This window comes from Variovorax paradoxus (assembly GCF_029919115.1).
Classification (GTDB): domain Bacteria; phylum Pseudomonadota; class Gammaproteobacteria; order Burkholderiales; family Burkholderiaceae_C; genus Variovorax; species Variovorax paradoxus_O.
Genome location: NZ_CP123990.1, coordinates 5,189,924 through 5,203,778, shown reverse-complemented (window position 1 = coordinate 5,203,778; position 13,855 = coordinate 5,189,924). Strand labels below are relative to the sequence as shown.

Genomic DNA, 13,855 nt, shown 5'->3' with positions numbered 1-13,855 from the left:
ATCCCCAAGTTGTTGATTCTTTGCGCGCGGGCAGGCTTCAGCCGAAGCGGTTGCCGAGCCTGCCGATACCGCCGATCTCCACCTCGACAAGGCTGCCGGGCTTCATCGAACCGACGCCGATGGAAGTGCCGCACAGGATCACGTCGCCGGGGTACAGCGTCATGTCGAGGGAGATCAGGCTCACGAGTTGCTGGACCGAAAAGCGCATGTCGCTGATCGGGTAGTTCTGGCGCACCTCGCCGTTGAGCAGCGTGGTCACGGTCAGCGTGGCGGGGTCGAGGCCGGTGGCCACCACCGGGCCCATCGGGCAGAAGGTGTCGAAGCCCTTGGCGCGCACCCACTGCGCGAAGGAAGCATCGCGGTTCAGTATGTCGGCCACCGTCACGTCATTGGCGCAGGTGTAGCCGAACACATGGCCGAGCGCTTCGGCCTCGGGTACCGCGGTGCAGGTCTTGCCGATGACGATGCCGAGTTCACCCTCGAACACGACCTTGCCGTCGCACAAGGGCTTGCGGATGTCCGCGCCGGGCGAGAGATAGGAGTTGGGCGACTTCAGCAGATACAGCGGTTCCGCCGGCACCGGCAATTGCAGCTTTTCGCCGAGCGCGTGAAAGTTGTTCCACAGCGCGATGACCTTGGTGGGCTCGGTGGGCGTAAGCAGCCGCACGCCGGAGAGCACGAACACGCGGCCGGTGGGCTCGGGGCGCTCGAACATGTTGCCGCGGTGCTCGTGCACGGTGTCGCCTTCGAGCGCGCCGAAGCCGGTTTCACCGCCGTGCTCGAAACGGACCCATCGCTGCTGTTGCTGCTGTGCTTGCTGCTGCATGTCGTGCCTTCCTTGGTTTCTGTTGGAATGGTTGCTTCAGGGCTCAGTCGAAAGGCAGGTAGTCGGGGACCACGAGCGACGCGAGCAGCTTGCCCATCTCGGCAGGGTTGTCGGTCACGTGAATGCCGCACTCCTTCATGACCGCGAGCTTTTCCTGCGCGGTGCCCTTGCCACCGGAGACGATGGCGCCCGCATGGCCCATGCGCTTGCCGGGCGGTGCGCTGGCACCGGCAATGAAGCCGACCACGGGCTTCTGCATGTGGTCCTTGATCCAGCGCGCGCAAATCTCTTCGTCGTTGCCGCCGATCTCGCCGACCATGATCACGGCGTCGGTGCGAGGATCGTCGTTGAACATCTTGAGCACATCGATGTGCCGCAGCCCGCCGACCGGATCGCCGCCGATGCCGACGACGGTCGACTGCCCGATGCCAAAGCTCGCAAGCTGGCTCGCGGCCTCGTAGGTGAGCGTGCCCGAGCGTGAGACCACGCCGATGCGGCCCTTCTGGTGAATGTGGCCGGGCATGATCCCGATCTTGATTTCGTCGGGCGTGATGAGGCCGGGGCAATTGGGGCCGAGCAGCAAGGTCTTGCTGCCTTCCATGCGGTGGCGTGTGCGGATCATGTCGCGCACCGGAATGCCTTCGGTAATGCACACGACAAGATCGAGCCCGGCATCGACAGCCTCGTCGATGGCTGCGGCGGCAAAGGGCGGCGGCACGTAGATGACGGATACGGTGGCGCCGGTCTCGGCCTTGGCTTCTTTCACGGTGCCGAACACGGGAATGCCGTCGAAGGTCTTGCCGGCCTTGTTGGGGTTGACTCCGGCGACGAAGCACTTCTGGCCGTGGCCGTAGTCGCGGCACATGGCGGTGTGGAACTGTCCTGTCTTGCCGGTGATACCTTGGGTGATCACGCGGGTGTGCTTGTTGATCAGGATCGACATGTCTCAGCTCTCCGTCTCTTGTTCTTGGGGCGGCTGTTGTTCTTTAGCGCTGTTGTTCAGGGCGGATGTCTCAGCTCTCCGTCTCTTGTTCTTGGGGCGGCTGTTGTTCTTTAGCGCTGTTGTTCAGGGCGGGTGCAAAGGCCACCGGGTACTCCCCTCCGCGAATGTCCCCCGGGCGCGAATGTCCCCCGGCCTGCGGCCTCCTCCTTTATTTCGCTGCGGGGAGCACCCGATGCCCTGTGCACTGGGCACGCTGCTGGTGTACCGAATAAAGGAGGAGGGGCGCAGCCCCGGGGGACATTCGCGGAGAAAGGTACCCCGTCGGCGGGTGCGCCGCCCTGAACGCACGACCCGGCAAATCAAGCAGCGACCCTTCATCGAGCCCCCCTACGAGCCGCAGCCACAACCGTCTGAGCCGCGTCGGCCATGTCGCTCGCGGAGATGATCGGAAGCCCCGATTGCCCGAGGATGGTCCGGCCGAGGGTTTCGTTGGTGCCCTTCATGCGCACCACGAGCGGCACCGACAGCTCGACCTCGCGCGCAGCGGCGATGATGCCGCGCGCAATCACGTCGCATTTCATGATGCCGCCGAAGATGTTGACCAGGATGGCCCGCAGGTTCGGGTTGCGAAGCATCAGCTTGAACGCTTCGGTCACCTTCTCGGCCGTGGCGCCGCCGCCCACGTCCAGAAAATTGGCCGGCGATCCGCCGTAGAGCTTGATCGCGTCCATCGTCGCCATCGCCAGGCCTGCGCCGTTCACCAGGCAGCCGATGTCGCCGCCGAGCGGAATGTAGGAAAGATCGAACTTCGAAGCTTCCACCTCGGCCGGGTCTTCCTCGTCGAAGTCGCGCATCGCCGCGATCTCCGGTTGGCGGAAGAGCGCGTTGGGATCGAAGTTGAACTTGGCATCCAGCGCCATCACGCGGCCGTCGCGCGTCAGCACCAGCGGGTTGATCTCGGCCAGCGATGCATCGCAGGCATCGAAGGCCTGGTAGAGGCTCTGCACCAGCGTGCGCACCTGCAGCATCGCCTTTCCGGAAAAGCCGATGTCGCGTGCCAGGCCGTCGGCCTCGGCCGCCTTCACGCCCGTGGCGGGGTCGATGAACAGCTTGCGGATTTTTTCCGGTGTGCGCGCCGCAACCTCTTCGATGTCCATGCCGCCTTCGCTCGACGCCATCAGCGCAACGCGGCGCGAATCGCGATCGACCACCATGCCGAGATAGAACTCCTTCTCGATCTCGACGCTTTCCTCGACCAGGAGGCGCTTGACCAAGCGGCCTTCGGGCCCGGTCTGGTGTGTTCGCAAGCTCATGCCCAGCAGCTCGTTCGCATGGCGCCGCACTTCAGCCGGTGACCACGCGAGCCGGACACCGCCGCCCTTGCCGCGGCCGCCGGCATGAATCTGCGCCTTGACCACCCAGGCCCTGCCGCCGAGCCGCGCGGCGGCATCGGCTGCCTCGTCGGGCGAAAAGCATGCATATCCACGTGGCGTGGGCACGCCGTATTTGCGCAATACGTCCTTGCCTTGGTATTCGTGGATATTCATGGCAATTTCAGGCGCCGAGTTCGGCGCCGCGGCTTTCGGCCCAATTGAAATAGCGCTTTTTCATGGCGCCGGCTTCGAGCTCCCGCTTTTGATGCTCTTCCTTCTTCTGCTCGATCACTTCGGCCAAAAATTTGGCGTCGTAGGCGCGCAGAAGATGCGGCTGGTGGTCGGTCAGGTAATTGCACACGCGCTCGATGCCGTCCTGGCTCTGGCGCAGCAGCTGGCAGTAGATTTCGCGATCCCAATGCCAGCGGAACCCCAATTCGTAGAACGCTGCGTTGTAGGCGTTGCGCTCCGTTTCACTGCTCCAATATTGAACCGGCAAATCATCGATCATGAAGTTTCTCCTAGAAATTGAACGCCGTGCGGCAAATGTTTTGCGTGTCGGCATGATCAAAATGTAGATTCAGTGATCGATAAATAATAGTTAAACTATTTTATTGAATGCATTTGCGATAAGTTATACATAGGTGGCCGTGAATTTCCACTGCGGGTGAATTCGCACCCGCGATTTCCCCGGCCTTCAAAAACAGCGTTTCTTCAGTTCAGGCTCAAATCACGCCTTCGGCGCGCAGCGCCGCAACGTCGCCCGCCGTGTAGCCGAGCTGCGTCAGCACTTCTTCGGTGTGCTCGCCGAGAAGCGGCGAGCGCGTCACTTCGGTCGGGCTGTCGGACATCTTGATCGGGTTGCCCACCGTCAGGTATTTGCCGCGGGTGGGGTGGTCCACCTCGACGATGGTTCCGGTCTCGCGCAGCGACTCGTCGGCGGCGATTTCCTTCATCGAAAGAATCGGGCCGCACGGAATGTCGTACTGGTTGAGGATGTCCATGGCCTCGAACTTGTCCTTGGTCATGGTCCATTGCTCGATGCGCGCGAAGATCGGCTTCAGGTGCAGCAGGCGCGCCGCCGGCGTGGCATAGGCCTCGTCGGTGATCCAGCCTTCTTCGCCGATGACCTTGCACACAGCCGGCCACACCGCACCCTGCGTGATGAAGTAGATGTACGCGTTGGGGTCGGTCTCCCAGCCCTTGCACTTGAGAATGGAGCCCGGCTGGCCGCCGCCCGATGCATTGCCCGCGCGCGGCACCGCGTCGCCGAACTTGCCGTCGGGGTACTGCGGGTACTCGTGCATGGTGCCGGTGCGCTCCAGACGCTGCTGGTCGCGCATCTTCACGCGGCAGAGGTTCAGCACCGCGTCCTGCATGGGCGCGAGCACCTGCTGGCCGCGGCCCGTGTTGTTGCGCTGGTAGAGCGCCGCCACGATGCCCAGCGCCAGGTGCAGGCCGGTGCCGCTGTCGCCGATCTGCGCGCCCGTGACGACCGGCGGGCCGTCTTCGAAGCCGGTGGTCGACGCCGCGCCGCCGGCGCATTGCGCCACGTTCTCGTACACCTTGCAATGCTCGTACTTGCCGGGGCCGAAGCCCTTGACCGACGCCACGATCATGCGGGGGTTCAGCTCCTGGATGTGAGCCCAGGTAATGCCCATGCGGTCGAGCGCGCCGGGCGCGAAGTTCTCCACCAGCACGTCGCAGGTCTTGATCAGCGAGTCGAGCACCTGCTTGCCCTTGGGCTTCTTGGTGTCCAGCGTGATCGAGCGCTTGTTGTGGTTCAGCATCGTGAAGTAGAGGCTGTCCACGCCGGGAATGTCGCGCAGCTGCCCGCGCGTTGCGTCGCCTTCGCCGGCACGCTCCACCTTGATCACGTCGGCGCCGAACCACGCCAGCAGCTGGGTGCAGGTGGGACCGGACTGGACATGGGTGAAGTCAAGAATGCGAACGCCCTCAAGTGCCTTGCTCATCAGCTGTCTCCTTTGATCGTGGTCTCTGCTTCTTGCAGTCGAGCGCGCAATTTACGCTCTTCGGCAAAGCGGGCGGTTTCGTCTCGCACGATGGCAACGATGCCCGTGACCTCGCGATCCTCCGAGAACAGCATCGATACCGTGAAGGCGATCGACAGCGTGTGCCCGTCCTTGTGCAGCGCGGGTACGCGCAGCAGGTCGGCTCCGTACTTGGTGATGCCGGTTTCCATGGTCTTGTGGTAACCGTCCCAGTGGCGCTGGCGCTGCCGCTGGGGAATGATCATGTCGAGCGACTGGCCCAGTGCCTCGGCTTCGGTAAAGCCGAAGATCCGCTCGGCGGCGCGGTTCCAGAGCGTGATCGCTCCTTTCGCATCGCACACCATGATCGCGTCGCCGGCGCCTTCGACGAGCTGCTTGAAATCAACGTTCGCTTGCATGTTTACCTCTGGCGCTTCATGTCGATTCCCGGCTTCGCCCGCCGTGGGAGCGGGCGAAACCGGGGGAGCCGCTACACGGCTTTCGATTCCTTGAGATTGTCGATCTGTTCCTTGGTGTAGCCCAGTTCCGCCAGCACCTCTTCAGTGTGCTCGCCCAGGAGCGGCGAGGCGGTGACCTCGGGCTTGAGGTCCGAGAACTTGATCGGGCTGCCGATGGTCCAGTAGCTGCCGCGCTCCTTGTGCGGCACTTCGACGATGGAGCCGCTCTTGCGCAGCGACTCGTCGTGCAGCAGTTCCTTCATCGACAGCACCGGAGCGCAAGGAATGTCGTGCTTGCGGAAGATGTCCACCGCCTCGAACTTGGTCTTGTCCTTGATGAAGTCCTCGATGGTGGCGAAGATCTGGTCGATGTGCGGCTGACGGGCCTTGGGGGTCATGTAGTCCGGGTCGGTTTTCCACTCGGGCTTGCCGAGCGCGTCGCAGATCGGGTCCCAGGCATGGCCCTGCACCGTGAAGTAGATGTAGGCATTGGGGTCGGTCTGCCAGCCCTTGCACTTCAAAATCCAGCCCGGCTGGCCGCCGCCGCCGGCATTGCCGCCGCGCGGCACCACCTTGTCCTTGAAGGCGTCCATCTCGTGCGGGTACTGCGGATATTCCTCCAGGTAGCCCACGCTGTCCAGGCGCTGCTGGTCGCGCATCTTCACGCGGCACAGGTTGAGCACGGCGTCCTGCATCGAGCAGGCCACCTTCTGGCCCTTGCCCGTTTGCTGGCGGCCGATGATGGCCGTCAGGATGCCGATGGCCAGGTGCATGCCGGTGTTGGAATCGCCCAGTGCGGCCGCCGAGATGGTGGGCACCGAGTTTTCGCCCTTCCACCAGCCGGTGGTGGAGGCCGCGCCGCCGGCGCACTGCGCCACGTTCTCGTACACCTTCAGGTCTTCGTAGTGGTGGCCGTCGCTGAAGCCCTTGACCGAGGCGACGATCATCTTGGGGTTCAGTTCCTGGATGCGCGCCCAGGTAAAGCCCATGCGGTCGAGCGCGCCGGGGCCGAAGTTTTCCACCAGCACGTCGGATTCGCGGATCAGCTTTTCCAGCACCGCCTTGCCCTCGGGCTTCTTGGTGTCCAGCGTGATCGAGCGCTTGTTGCTGTTGAGCATGGTGAAGTACAGCGCATCGACATTCGGGATGTCGCGCAGCTGGCTGCGCGTGACGTCGCCGGCGCCCGGGCGCTCGACCTTGATCACGTCGGCGCCGAACCAGGCCAGCATCTGCGTGCATGCCGGACCGGCTTGCACGTGCGTGAAGTCGATGATCTTGATGCCGTTGAGGGGTTTGTTGTTGCTGCTCATTGCTGCGATCTCCTGATTGAATGAACGGATTACTTCTTCTTGGCCGTGGCCGGATTGAGGCTGGTGATGCGGCCGCTCTCCGTGCCGGCGGTCTCGTCGATCACGGCGTTGATGAGCGTGGGGCGGCGGGAAGCCACGGCTTCGGCCAGCGCCTTCTGCAGTTCGTCCGCGGTGGTGGCGTTGACGCCCACGCCGCCGAAGGCTTCCATCAGCTTGTCGTAGCGCGCGTTCTTCACGAACACGGTGGGCGCCACGTCGGGCGTGCCGCTCGCGTTCACGTCGGTGCCGCGGTAGACGCCGTTGTTGTTGAACACCACGATGCAGATCGGCAGGTTGTAGCGGCAGATGGTTTCCACCTCCATGCCGCTGAAGCCGAAGGCGCTGTCGCCTTCGATGGCGATCACCGGTTTGTCGGTGACCACCGCAGCCGCCACGGCAAAGCCCATGCCGATGCCCATGATTCCCCACGTGCCCACGTCCAGGCGCTTGCGCGGCTCGTACATGTCGACGATGCTGCGCGCGAAGTCGAGCGTGTTGGCGCCCTCGTTCACCACGATGGCGTCGGGCCGGGCCTTCACCTGGTCTCGGATCACGCTCAACGCGCTGTGGAAGTTCATCGGCGAGGGCCGCGCAGCCAGCGTCACGGCCATCTTCGACAAATTCTTGTCCTTGCGCTCGGCAATGGCGCCGGTCCATTCGGCCGGCGGCTTGGCCCACTTGGCATCGACGCCCGCGAGCAGCGCGGCCACGCAGGAGCCGATGTCGCCGATCACCGGCGCGGCAATGGCCACGTTGCTGTCGATCTCGGTCGGTGCGATGTCGATCTGGATGAACTGCTTGGCACCCTTCTCCTGGCCCCAGGTCTTGCCCTTGCCGTGCGAGAGCAGCCAGTTGAGGCGCGCGCCCACCAGCATCACCACGTCGGCCTCTTGCAGCACATAGGAGCGCGCCGCAGCGGCCGACTGCGCATGCGTGTCGGGCAACAGGCCCTTGGCCATCGACATCGGCAGGTACGGAATGCCGGTCTTCTCGATCAGCGCGCGAATGTCGGCGTCGGCCTGTGCATAGGCTGCACCCTTGCCGAGCAGGATGAGCGGCTTCTTCGCGCCCTTGAGCAGGTCGAGCGCGCGCTTCACTGCATCGGGGGCCGGAATCTGGCGCGGGGCCGGATCGACCACCTTGATGAGCGACCTGCGGCCGGCTTCGGCGTCCATGGTCTGTGCGAACAGCTTGGCCGGCAGGTCGAGGTACACGCCGCCCGGACGGCCCGACACGGCCGAGCGGATGGCCCGCGCAATGCCCACGCCGATGTCTTCGGCGTGCAGCACGCGGAACGCGGCCTTGCACAGCGGCTTGGCGATGGCCAGCTGGTCCATCTCTTCGTAGTCGCCCTGCTGCAGGTCGACGATCTCGCGCTCGCTCGAGCCGCTGATGAGAATCATCGGGAAGCAGTTGGTGGTGGCGTTGGCCAGTGCCGTGAGGCCGTTCAGGAAGCCCGGCGCCGATACCGTGAGGCAGATGCCCGGCTTCTGCGTGAGAAAGCCGGCAGCGGCCGCGGCATTGCCCGCGTGCTGCTCGTGGCGGAAAGAAATGACGCGCAGGCCCTCTGCCTGCGCCATGCGCGTCAGGTCGGTGATTGGAATGCCCGGCAAGCCGAAGATCGTGTCGATGTCGTTCAGCTTCAGCGCATCGATGACCAGGTGGAAGCCGTCGATCGTGTTGTCGTGCGCTTCCTCCGGGGGTTGCTTGAGTGCGAGCACGACCGCGTCGCCTTCGGCAGCCTTGTTCTTTGGCTTGAGGGCGTCGTCGAGGGTCGTGGATGCCTCTTTATCCGTTCTTACTGAAGACATGTCTCTCCTTCTTGCTTGGGTGAATGGCCGAGGCCCGAGCCGGGACTATGATTCGGGGCATGTCTTTCGGACGTTGACCGCGGTCAACTTTCCGGAAAACGGCAGCGGCCAGATGAACCAGAAGTTGTTGTTGCGAATTCGAGCAAGACGGGACCCATGACTTTGTTGGAAAACCATCCGGAGAAAAACATCATTCGCGCGCAGCTGCGGCAGAACATCCTTCTCAAGGACCTGAGCGAAAGCGAACGCGCCGAGCTGGAAACCCATCTCGTCATCGTGGACGGCAACAAGGGCGACTTTCTGCTGCACCAGGGCGTGCGAGAGATGGAGCAGTACTTCATCCTCGACGGCATCCTCAAGCGGGTGGTGAGCAACCCCGAGGGCAAGGAAATGATCCTGCGCTTTGCCGATGCGCACGACATGGAAACGAGCTATGCGGCCCTGCGGCTGGGCACGCCCACGCCCTACGGCATCGTGTGCGTCACCAAGGCCCGCGTGGCCAGCCTGCCGCTGAAGGAGTGGATCGCGTTCCTGAACCGCCACCCGGAGACGAAGGAGCTGTTCGAATACTGCGTGATGCGCGGCATGAGCGAAATCATGGCGCACACCATCACGCTGCACCTGCTCGACGCACCGGGGCGCGTGCACCGGTTCATGCGCAAGCACCCCGAGCTGGAAGACCGCATTCCCAGCAAGGAGCTTGCGTCGTATCTCAACCTCTCCGCAGAAACCCTTAGCCGGCTTCGAAAACGCGGAAAGATCTAGGCAGCCGTACAGGCACGCGCGGTGTTCAGGTCTGCTTGGCCGACGCGAAGCGGCGCGGAACGGTCATCAGGCGCAGCGCGTTGTCCACGCCGCTCACGCCGTTGACCTTGGAAGCCACATCTTCCGTGAGCGCGCGTTCTTCCGCATTGAGAACGATGCCGCTCAGCTTGACCTTGCCCTGGTCGGCCTCCACGGTCACGCGGATGTCTCTGGTCGCCTCGTTGTCCTTCAGCGCCGACTTGACCCGCGCCGCGAGCGCCATGTTCGCCAGCAGCGCACGCGAGGCCGGTGTTTCGGCAAACTCGGGGCGCTCTACCAGGGCGCGGATCTGCGCCACGCAGCTATCGACCGAGAGCCGGTCGGTGTTGAGCACCAGGTCGTACAGCACCGGGTCGCCCCATGTCACGCCGAACTGCGCATGCATGCGCGCCGCGTGCGCGTCGTCGCTGCGCCGGATCTCGGCTTCGGCAAACTCCGCGTCGTCGGTCTCCAGGTGCGCCATCAGCCATTCGACCCGCTTCTTCATCGAACGCGTGATGCGCACGCACACCACGTGCGGCACGGGCCGCAGCAGGCAGGTGGCGCCCCAGCCGCGCAGCACCACGTTGCCGCGGTCTGCCAGCGCAAAGAGTTCTTCGGCCGTATAGAGCGCAAGGCTGCGCTTGTCGGCGGTGAGCCGTTCGACAAAACCGGCCTTGCCGTCGCGCAGGCGGCCGATGAAGCTGGTGGGCACCTGCATGCGGTCGGCCACGCGCTCGATGGTTTCGTGCCGCATGATCTCGAGGCCGAGCTGCTCTGCAAGGCGCTGCGAAACGTCCTTGGCAAGCGAACCCATCTCCTGGGTGAGTGCGATGACTGGCATGTTCGTTGTTCTCCGGTCAGTCCACGGGCCGTTCGACGGCAAACTCATCGGGCTTCTTCGGCTTGATGAAGGCCAGCACCTTGGAGATCAGCGGCCAGAACAGCAGCACCAGCGCCAGGGTGGTGATGCCGCCGACCAGCGCGTTGGAGAACATGATCGTCACGTCGCCCTGCGAAACCAGCATGGCCTGGCGGAACGAGTCTTCGGCCTTGTCGCCGAGCACCAGCGCCAGCACCAGCGGCGCCAACGGAAAGTCGAGCTTCTTGAACAGATACCCCACCACGCCGAAGCCGAGCATGAACCAGATGTCGAGCATGGCGTTGTGCACCGTGTACGCACCAATGGCACAGATCACGATGATCACCGGCGCAATGATCGAGAACGGAATGCGCAGGATCGAAGCGAACAGCGGCACCGTGCTCAGCACGACGATGAGGCCGACGATGTTGCCCAGGTACATGCTGGCGATGAGCCCCCAGACAAAGTCCTTCTGCTCCACGAAGAGCAGCGGCCCGGGCTGCAAGCCCCAGATCAGCAGGCCGCCCAGCAGCACCGCGGCCGTGGGCGAACCCGGAATGCCGAGGGCCAGCATCGGCAGCAACGCACTGGTGCCTGCGGCGTGCGCCGCCGTTTCGGGCGCGACCACGCCTTCCATTTGCCCGGTGCCGAACTTGGAACCGCGCTTGGACATTTTCTTGGCCAGGCCGTAGGCCATGAACGAAGCCGGTGTGGCGCCGCCGGGCGTGATGCCCATCCAGATGCCGATGAGCGAACTGCGCAGCGAGGTCACCCAGTATTGCGGCAGCTGCTTCCAGGTTTGCAGCACCACCTTCGGATCGATCTTCGCGGTCTTGCCCGAGAACTTCAGGCCCTCTTCCATCGACAGCAGGATTTCGCCGATGCCGAACAGGCCGATCACCGCAATCAGAAAGTCGAAGCCGCGCATCAGCTCGGGCTGGCCGAAGGTGAGCCGCAGCTGGCCCGTGACCGTGTCCATGCCCACGCTGGCCAACGCAAAGCCGAGCGCCATCGACGCCAGGATCTTGAACGGAGACCCCTTGCCCATGCCCACGAAGCTGCAGAAGGTGAGCAGGTACACCGCAAAGAATTCGGGCGAGCCGAACTTGAGCGCAAACTTGGCCACCAGCGGCGCCAGGAAGGTGATCATGATCACCGCCAGCAGCGCGCCGACGAACGACGAGGTGAACGCCGTGGTCAGTGCCGCACCCGCGTTGCCCTGCTGCGCCATCGGGTAGCCGTCGAAGGTGGTGGCCACCGACCATGGTTCACCCGGTATGTTGAACAGGATGGAGGTAATGGCCCCGCCGAACAGCGCCCCCCAGTAGATGCACGACAGCATGATGATCGCCGAGGTGGGCGACATCGTGAACGTGAGGGGCAGCAGGATGGCCACGCCATTGGCGCCGCCCAGGCCCGGGAGCACGCCAATCAGCACCCCCAGGATGATGCCGACGAACATCAGGCCGATGTTCATGGGGGTAAGGATCACCGAGAAGCCCTGCAGCAGGGCGCTGATTTCTTCCATTTCGCGTTTGCTCCGTGAAATTCAGTAGCCGAGGAATCGGAGGGGATCGAGTGCGCCCTTGAACAGCGGCACCTTGAACCACACCTCGAACATGAAGAAGAAAACCGTGTTGACGATCAACGCCGCAATGACGCTCTTCACCCACGAGTACTTGCCAAGAAACACCATGAACAGCGCGATGTAGATCGCCGATGCCACGTACAGGCCCAGCAGCGAAATCGCGAGCACATAGACCGTGGCCGGCAGCAGCACCGACAGCACGCGCTTGAGCTGCACGGAGTCGACGAAGACCTCGGTCTTCTTGTCCTTGCCCAGCAGCGCCTGGTACAGGATGCCGGCGCCGGAAATCGCGATGATCGCGCCGATGTAGAAGGGGAAATAGCCCGCGCCGGGGCCGTCGCTGGTCCAGCCGGAGCCCAGCCTCTGGCTCTCGACGATGACCACGAGGCCTATGACCAGCAGGACCACCGCCACCACCGCCTCGACCACGTTGGTCGCTACGCCAGTGCGTGCCGCGCCTTCGGAATTCTCGTCGTGCTCCATGGAGTCCTCATCGTTCGTGTGTATGTACCGGGAAAAAAACGAGAGTGCAGCGCCCTGCCCCGCCGCCCACAGCCAGCGGCCGCGTCGTCAGGCAAGAAAGCGCTGCAGGGCGCTCGATTGCTGCTACTTGCTGCTCGCCAGGAAGCCGGCTTCGCTCATCAGCGTGCGGTGCGTGGCCTCTGCCTCGGTGAGCCACTTGGTGAAGGCGTCGCCCGTCATGAACGTCGGGTTGAACGCGCCCTTCTCCATGTATTCCTTCCAGTCGGGCGTGGCCGCGATCTTGGTCAGCAGGTCGACGTAGAACGCGCGCTGCTCGGGCGTGACGCCCGGGGCCATGAAGATGCCGCGCAGCATCGTGTACTTGGTGGGAACACCGGCTTCCTTGCAGGTGGGAATGTCGTTCCACGACTGCGTGTCGGTCACCTTGGCCTTGAACGGCATGCGCTCGTCGTCGAACACGCACAGCGCGCGCAGCTTGCCTGCACGCCACTGGGCCACGGCTTCGATCGGGTTGTTGACGGTCGACTGCACATGGCCGCCCACCAGCTGCACCGCCACCTCGCCGCCGCCCTTGAACGGCACGTAGATGAACTTGGTGCCCGTGGCCTTCTCGAGCGCCACGGTAATGATCTGGTCCTCTTGCTTGGAGCCGGTGCCGGCCATCTTGAACTTGTTCGGGCCCGCCGCCTTGGCTGCTGCGATGTACTCCGAAGCGTTCTTGTAGGGCTGCTCGGCATTGGTCCACAGCACGAACTGGTCGAGCGCCATCATGGCAACCGGCGTCATGTCCTTCCAGTTGAAGGGCACGCCGGTGGCCATGGGCGTGGTGAACAGGTTGGACAGCGAGATGATGATCTTGTGCGGATCGCCCTTGGCTTCCTTCACCGCCAGGAAGCCCTCGGCGCCGGCACCGCCCGACTTGTTGACGACGATCAGCGGCTCCTTCATGAGCTTGTACTTGATGACGATGCCTTGCAGCAATCGGCCCATCTGGTCGGCGCCTCCGCCGGTGCCCGCGGGAATCACGAACTCCACCGGCTTGGCGGGTTCCCATGCGGCAGCCGGTGTGGCGGCTGCAAGTGCCAGTATGGCGGCGGTAAGGACTTTGGCCCGGCAAGCGTGGGCACGCGAAAAGAAGTTCTTCATCATGTTGTCTCCTGTGTAAGGGTGCGCTCTATTTTTTAAAGAATCTGAGCCGAGATGCGAACAGGGCAGATGGTGCGCGCAGCACGAACGTCGCTTGCTTGACCATGGTCAACTTTTCAAAGATTTTGTCTTGGGGTTAGCCCGCGCCGTGTGGTTGGACGAGCGAGCTCACAGGCATGCGCAGGATGGGCTCCTGGCTCGGCTCGGGCCATTTCCCCCGCTCCGGGGTGTATTCGGGTAAA

General features: G+C 63.7%; 13 protein-coding genes. 1 reads left to right on the top strand and 12 read right to left on the bottom strand.

The genetic code is table 11. The annotated features are described in order from the left end of the window. Positions 1-37 precede the first annotated feature (37 nt). The 8 genes from QHG62_RS24895 to oxc all read right to left on the bottom strand — a co-directional run bounded on the left by QHG62_RS24895 (position 38) and on the right by oxc (position 8,751). Positions 38-826 (bottom strand): fumarylacetoacetate hydrolase family protein, encoded by a 789-nt coding sequence (locus QHG62_RS24895; protein ID WP_281148269.1) that lies wholly within the window; start codon positions 824-826, stop codon positions 38-40. Positions 827-869: 43 nt separating this feature from the next. Beyond that, a complete protein-coding gene (sucD, locus tag QHG62_RS24890; RefSeq protein WP_157615909.1) occupies positions 870-1,769 on the bottom strand; it encodes a succinate--CoA ligase subunit alpha in 900 nt (299 codons plus the stop codon). A gap of 374 nt (positions 1,770-2,143) precedes the next feature. Continuing rightward, positions 2,144-3,316 (bottom strand): ADP-forming succinate--CoA ligase subunit beta, encoded by a 1,173-nt coding sequence (sucC, locus tag QHG62_RS24885; protein WP_281148268.1) that lies wholly within the window; start codon positions 3,314-3,316, stop codon positions 2,144-2,146. 7 nt (positions 3,317-3,323) lie between these two features. Next, positions 3,324-3,707, bottom strand: coding sequence for a hypothetical protein (locus QHG62_RS24880; RefSeq protein WP_281151808.1), 384 nt, complete (start codon positions 3,705-3,707; stop codon positions 3,324-3,326). A 160-nt stretch (positions 3,708-3,867) separates the two neighbouring features. After that, the gene (gene frc / locus QHG62_RS24875) at positions 3,868-5,115 is read right to left on the bottom strand and encodes a formyl-CoA transferase (RefSeq protein ID WP_281148267.1); all 1,248 of its coding nucleotides are present in this window, start codon (positions 5,113-5,115) and stop codon (positions 3,868-3,870) included. Next, the gene (locus QHG62_RS24870; protein WP_157615917.1) at positions 5,115-5,552 is read right to left on the bottom strand and encodes a PAS domain-containing protein; all 438 of its coding nucleotides are present in this window, start codon (positions 5,550-5,552) and stop codon (positions 5,115-5,117) included. Before QHG62_RS24870 ends, frc (QHG62_RS24875) begins: the two co-directional genes overlap by 1 nt. A 71-nt stretch (positions 5,553-5,623) precedes the next feature. After that, positions 5,624-6,901 carry a formyl-CoA transferase gene (gene frc, locus QHG62_RS24865; RefSeq protein ID WP_157615920.1) on the bottom strand — a complete coding sequence of 426 codons (1,278 nt, stop codon included), beginning with the start codon at positions 6,899-6,901 and terminating at the stop codon, positions 5,624-5,626. A 29-nt stretch (positions 6,902-6,930) separates the two neighbouring features. After that, positions 6,931-8,751, bottom strand: coding sequence for an oxalyl-CoA decarboxylase (oxc, locus tag QHG62_RS24860; RefSeq protein ID WP_281148266.1), 1,821 nt, complete (start codon positions 8,749-8,751; stop codon positions 6,931-6,933). A gap of 156 nt (positions 8,752-8,907) precedes the next feature. Here oxc and QHG62_RS24855 point away from each other — a divergent pair, with 156 nt between their 5' ends. Then, entirely contained in the window at positions 8,908-9,516 is a 609-nt protein-coding gene (locus tag QHG62_RS24855) for a Crp/Fnr family transcriptional regulator (RefSeq protein ID WP_157615924.1), read from the top strand. Between the two features lie 25 nt (positions 9,517-9,541). Here the strand turns inward: QHG62_RS24855 and QHG62_RS24850 are convergent, their stop codons facing one another. From QHG62_RS24850 to QHG62_RS24835, 4 genes are all read right to left on the bottom strand, one after another. Continuing rightward, a complete protein-coding gene (locus QHG62_RS24850; protein ID WP_281148265.1) occupies positions 9,542-10,378 on the bottom strand; it encodes a cytidylate kinase family protein in 837 nt (278 codons plus the stop codon). A gap of 16 nt (positions 10,379-10,394) precedes the next feature. Then, positions 10,395-11,924 carry a tripartite tricarboxylate transporter permease gene (locus QHG62_RS24845; RefSeq protein WP_281148264.1) on the bottom strand — a complete coding sequence of 510 codons (1,530 nt, stop codon included), beginning with the start codon at positions 11,922-11,924 and terminating at the stop codon, positions 10,395-10,397. A gap of 21 nt (positions 11,925-11,945) precedes the next feature. Next, the gene (locus QHG62_RS24840; RefSeq protein WP_281148263.1) at positions 11,946-12,467 is read right to left on the bottom strand and encodes a tripartite tricarboxylate transporter TctB family protein; all 522 of its coding nucleotides are present in this window, start codon (positions 12,465-12,467) and stop codon (positions 11,946-11,948) included. Positions 12,468-12,590: 123 nt separating this feature from the next. Then, the gene (locus QHG62_RS24835; RefSeq protein ID WP_432445631.1) at positions 12,591-13,613 is read right to left on the bottom strand and encodes a Bug family tripartite tricarboxylate transporter substrate binding protein; all 1,023 of its coding nucleotides are present in this window, start codon (positions 13,611-13,613) and stop codon (positions 12,591-12,593) included. Positions 13,614-13,855: the final 242 nt, after the last annotated feature.

Excerpts from the sequence above, each read along its gene's own strand:
- QHG62_RS24895 (WP_281148269.1), bottom strand. The coding sequence starts at position 826 with ATGCAGCAGCAAGCACAGCAGCAACAGCAGCGATGGGTCCGTTTCGAG.
- sucD (WP_157615909.1), bottom strand. The coding sequence starts at position 1,769 with ATGTCGATCCTGATCAACAAGCACACCCGCGTGATCACCCAAGGTATC.
- sucC (WP_281148268.1), bottom strand. The coding sequence starts at position 3,316 with ATGAATATCCACGAATACCAAGGCAAGGACGTATTGCGCAAATACGGC.
- QHG62_RS24880 (WP_281151808.1), bottom strand. The coding sequence starts at position 3,707 with ATGCCGACACGCAAAACATTTGCCGCACGGCGTTCAATTTCTAGGAGA.
- frc (WP_281148267.1), bottom strand. The coding sequence starts at position 5,115 with ATGAGCAAGGCACTTGAGGGCGTTCGCATTCTTGACTTCACCCATGTC.
- QHG62_RS24870 (WP_157615917.1), bottom strand. The coding sequence starts at position 5,552 with ATGCAAGCGAACGTTGATTTCAAGCAGCTCGTCGAAGGCGCCGGCGAC.
- frc (WP_157615920.1), bottom strand. The coding sequence starts at position 6,901 with ATGAGCAGCAACAACAAACCCCTCAACGGCATCAAGATCATCGACTTC.
- oxc (WP_281148266.1), bottom strand. The coding sequence starts at position 8,751 with ATGTCTTCAGTAAGAACGGATAAAGAGGCATCCACGACCCTCGACGAC.
- QHG62_RS24855 (WP_157615924.1), top strand. The coding sequence starts at position 8,908 with ATGACTTTGTTGGAAAACCATCCGGAGAAAAACATCATTCGCGCGCAG.
- QHG62_RS24850 (WP_281148265.1), bottom strand. The coding sequence starts at position 10,378 with ATGCCAGTCATCGCACTCACCCAGGAGATGGGTTCGCTTGCCAAGGAC.
- QHG62_RS24845 (WP_281148264.1), bottom strand. The coding sequence starts at position 11,924 with ATGGAAGAAATCAGCGCCCTGCTGCAGGGCTTCTCGGTGATCCTTACC.
- QHG62_RS24840 (WP_281148263.1), bottom strand. The coding sequence starts at position 12,467 with ATGGAGCACGACGAGAATTCCGAAGGCGCGGCACGCACTGGCGTAGCG.
- QHG62_RS24835 (WP_432445631.1), bottom strand. The coding sequence starts at position 13,613 with ATGAAGAACTTCTTTTCGCGTGCCCACGCTTGCCGGGCCAAAGTCCTT.